Here is a 3,682-nt window from a genome sequence, read left to right as displayed (position 1 = left end):
GGGTTGGGGAGAGGTAGTTTTTTTTATAAGTGTTTATCCGAACATGATATTGTTTTTTTTACTGATTTATAGTTTAAAGGTAGTGTGTCGCACTGCGTTAATGCACCTTGCATATTTTTTGCAAACCCCTCACCAAGCGCTCAATTCCTTCTTTTGCGGTTTCTTTTTGTAGCGCACCGTAGGCGACGCGGAGATAGCATCCATCATCCATCCCAAAGGTTGTACCAGGAATGACTGCTACTTGATATTCGCGGATGAGTCGTTTGACTAGTTCAAAGCTATCTAATTGAGTATGAACTTTCAGGAAAAAATAGAAAGCACCATCAGCAGGAGCAATGGTACACAAGTTTTGTAAGCTGTTGAGGGAATCAAGTACGACTTGTCTTACTTGGGCGATCGCCCCAATATGATTCTTCAAATAATCTTCTTTCGCCTGCAACGCCCCCAAAGCTGCATACTGGGAAATCACAGGCGGACAAATCAGAATCGTATCTTGAACTTTTTTGACCGGGACAAGCAGGTGTTTAGGAATAACCATGTAACCAATACGCCAGCTTGCAAAACCATAAGCCTTGGAAAGACTATAAAGAGAAATCGTGTACTTGTGACTTCCAGCAAAAGCAGCGGGAGAAATATGTTTCACTCCGTTGTAGGTAAAGTATTCATAAGCTTCATCGCTGATGTGGTAGATACCGCGATCGCGACAAATTTGATTTACGAACCGCAACGCTTGTTCTGAATACACAGCTCCTGTAGGATTATTTGGGGAAATCGTCACCACTGCTCGTGTTTTGGGAGTGATTGCAGAGGCGATCGCCTCTGGACGCAGTTGGTAATTTTCATCGCACTTCACAAGTATCGGACGACAACCCGCCATAGTAATCGCCATTTCATGATTGAAATAGTAAGGCGTATTGAGAATCACTTCATCTCCCACCGAAGTGATCGCTAGAACAGCGTTCATAAACGCCATATTGCTACCTGCAGTCACAACGATGCAGTTGTCCTCATTGATTTCAATACCGTTAAAAGCTTGTAATTTTGTAGCTAGTGCAGTTTGTAGTAAAGGAATTCCCTCAACAGCTTTGTATAAATGATTCTTTGGTTCAGCAAGGAATTTGGGCAAATGTTCTATGGCTTCGGGTGGTGGACTATAAGAAACAACACCTTGTCCTAGAGAGATTGTACCAGGACAGCTTTTAATCAGTTCCCCGACAACAGGAATAATGGGCGACTGTACCGCCTGCATCCGAGAGATAAGAGATTCCATAAAGTATCACATTGAAGCTAAGTACAGGATTGCACAAGTTCGTAACAAAATGAAAACCCTCTTGTTGTTCGTAGTTGCGGGCTTCTTGTCTGCGGTACGCCTGACGGCGCAATTTGTAGCGTAGGCGTGGAGGTTCGCTTAAGAGTTGTTCGCGTGCTTAGAAACCCGGTTTCTTAAAGAAACCGGGTTTTTGTCCAGGTGCTTGTCACCAAGCTTATTGAGAGTGTGGGGGAAACTCCTGAACAGAAATTTCCCCCCAGATCCTATTTGCTAAGTTTGCTTATTTCTTGATTACTTTTTGGGTGAGATGAGCATCATCATATTTCGCCCTTCTTTTTTGGGCATTTGCTGAACTTCACCAAAGGCCTCTAAATCAGTCGCCATTTTCTTGAGCAATTGTTCTGCCATGTCGCTGTGCTGGATTTCTCGACCTCTGAACATCACAGTTGCTTTGACTTTATCTCCATCTTTAAGAAAACGCTCTGCTTGCTTGACGCGTACATTGTAATCGTGTTCTTCAATCTTGTAACGCATCTTCACTTCTTTGACATCAGCGGTGTGCTGCTTTTTCCTGGCTTCCCGTGCTTTCTTCTCTTGCTCAAACTTGTATTTCCCATAGTCCATAATCCGACAAACCGGTGGTTCAGCTTTGTCGCTTAGTAGCACTAAGTCCAGCTCTTTTTCCTCTGCTAGTTGTAATGCTTCTTGTGGGGTCAAGATTCCCAACTGAGAGCCATCGGTATCAATCACCCGAATTTTCGGGAAGCGAATTCGTTCGTTAATTTGAGGCAGGTCGCGATTTCTTTTTCTTTCAATCACTGACATTATGATTTGTGGGAGCTGTTTGTTAAGAAAGTGGCTTGGTTGGTTGTTGTATGCCTCAGATGCAAAATACTAAAATAACTGAGGACTCGAATAGGAAACTATAGTTCTAGGGTAACGAATCCATAGAGCAGTCTCATCGTCTTCGTTGTATCTGCTATTCTACTCATTTTGAAAGGATTTCTGTTCAATCGTTAATCTAAGTTACACAATAGTCGCAATTTTTAATCATTGTAACACTTTTCAAAAAAACATTGACATTTTGGCATTTCAGTGAAACTCAAAAACAGAAGTTTTCTATAATACAGTACAGTTCATGAATCGAGTGCGTAGCAGCAGCGCAGGTAAAATCTGTGTATCATAACAATTGGTAATGGCAAGTGTTAAGCAGTACGCAGTTCACATAATCAGCGTGCAACTTAAATAGTGATGCTAAACCCTGTGGTGATACGGGTTTGTGGTTCCCCCCATCATCCTCTAACACCAAACTGCCATCCTCTACGCCATGTCCGCAAAAATGAACAATTTCAGGGCGTTCTTCTGCAACAGCCCAACCCCTTGGGCAATCGCATTCATGCTACATTCACAATGGAAACTATTTTGTCGCCGCTATTATCTGGTTCATATATTAAAAGCTCGCCTGGTTGGCAGTTTAATGCAGCACAAATGCCGTTCAGCCTTTCAGGCGTCAACCTAGGCATTTCGTCAACCTTGCGAAGTCTGTAGACCGAATTTTCAGTTATACTCAGCGCTTCTGCTAAGTCTTTGTTCTTGACTCGTTTTCGCGCCATTACTTCGTTTAATTTCCAGCGAATCACTTTTTCTGCGGACATATACTACATCCCCAGTTTAGAAGCTATTAGGCGTAGATTTCTCTACTTGTCATCTTTTAGCATGACAAGTAGTTTTTTAACATTGAGAAGTTTTAAAATCTACGCTTGACGCAAAGATACGTGTCGCGTAGACTAAATACAGAGTAAACAAAATTTGCCAAAAACAAAGAGCGATTGCCTACGGCAGAGCTAGCCCCGTTCGGGGGCGCTACGCAAACGCTTAACGTTTCCAGGACCAATTGGAGGTGCGATCGCTTTGTAAACCCCCATATTGGGAGACAAATATAATGATGACACAAGTACAAGCGTTCGGATATGACGAACAAGTCATTACTCAATTGGAGTTAGAACAATACGTGCAAGCGCTCAAGAGCGCGGTGGCACCGAAATATGGTGCAAATTATTCCTTACAATCGATAACTCAAGGCTTTTTGTCCAGTGCTGACAACCCAAATACACCCATCCCCAATCAAACTAACTCTCAAGCATCCCCAGAAAGAGAACCTATCAGACATACACTGGTTGGTTCTCCCAAGGCTGTAAAGAGCACTATTCGCGTTCTGCATCAACTCAAATACGCTTCAATTGGTGATTGGAGTCCCCTTGTGCCAACTGGCAGGACAGGCGAGGTTATGAGCATTTTGATACGTTCAATTTTGGTGCAATAGTCCGTTATCTCTTTGCTGCATTCAGCAATTTACGCCCGCTTCATTTTTCATAGACAAAAATGGACAACCACTAACAATGTCTACTCGTA

4 protein-coding genes are annotated in these 3,682 nt (G+C 42.8%); 1 reads left to right on the top strand and 3 read right to left on the bottom strand.

The features are described 5' to 3' along the window. Positions 1–97 precede the first annotated feature (97 nt). From DP117_RS33750 to DP117_RS33740, 3 genes are all read right to left on the bottom strand, one after another. The gene (locus DP117_RS33750) at positions 98–1,270 is read right to left on the bottom strand and encodes a pyridoxal phosphate-dependent aminotransferase (protein ID WP_169222511.1); all 1,173 of its coding nucleotides are present in this window, start codon (positions 1,268–1,270) and stop codon (positions 98–100) included. A gap of 291 nt (positions 1,271–1,561) precedes the next feature. Continuing rightward, positions 1,562–2,095 (bottom strand): translation initiation factor IF-3, encoded by a 534-nt coding sequence (infC, locus tag DP117_RS33745; RefSeq protein WP_169222510.1) that lies wholly within the window; start codon positions 2,093–2,095, stop codon positions 1,562–1,564. Between the two features lie 569 nt (positions 2,096–2,664). Further along, positions 2,665–2,925 carry a helix-turn-helix transcriptional regulator gene (locus DP117_RS33740; protein ID WP_169222509.1) on the bottom strand — a complete coding sequence of 87 codons (261 nt, stop codon included), beginning with the start codon at positions 2,923–2,925 and terminating at the stop codon, positions 2,665–2,667. A gap of 287 nt (positions 2,926–3,212) precedes the next feature. Between DP117_RS33740 and DP117_RS37435 the strand changes: the two genes are divergently transcribed. Further along, positions 3,213–3,593 carry a hypothetical protein gene (locus DP117_RS37435; RefSeq protein WP_339381151.1) on the top strand — a complete coding sequence of 127 codons (381 nt, stop codon included), beginning with the start codon at positions 3,213–3,215 and terminating at the stop codon, positions 3,591–3,593. Positions 3,594–3,682: the final 89 nt, after the last annotated feature.

This window comes from Brasilonema sp. UFV-L1 (assembly GCF_012912105.1).
Taxonomy (GTDB): domain Bacteria; phylum Cyanobacteriota; class Cyanobacteriia; order Cyanobacteriales; family Nostocaceae; genus Brasilonema.
This window is presented reverse-complemented; position numbering and strand designations above follow the sequence as displayed.

Coding starts and splice junctions, on each gene's coding strand:
- DP117_RS33750 (WP_169222511.1), bottom strand. CDS start 1,270: ATGGAATCTCTTATCTCTCGGATGCAGGCGGTACAGTCGCCCATTATT.
- infC (WP_169222510.1), bottom strand. CDS start 2,095: ATGTCAGTGATTGAAAGAAAAAGAAATCGCGACCTGCCTCAAATTAAC.
- DP117_RS33740 (WP_169222509.1), bottom strand. CDS start 2,925: ATGTCCGCAGAAAAAGTGATTCGCTGGAAATTAAACGAAGTAATGGCG.
- DP117_RS37435 (WP_339381151.1), top strand. CDS start 3,213: ATGATGACACAAGTACAAGCGTTCGGATATGACGAACAAGTCATTACT.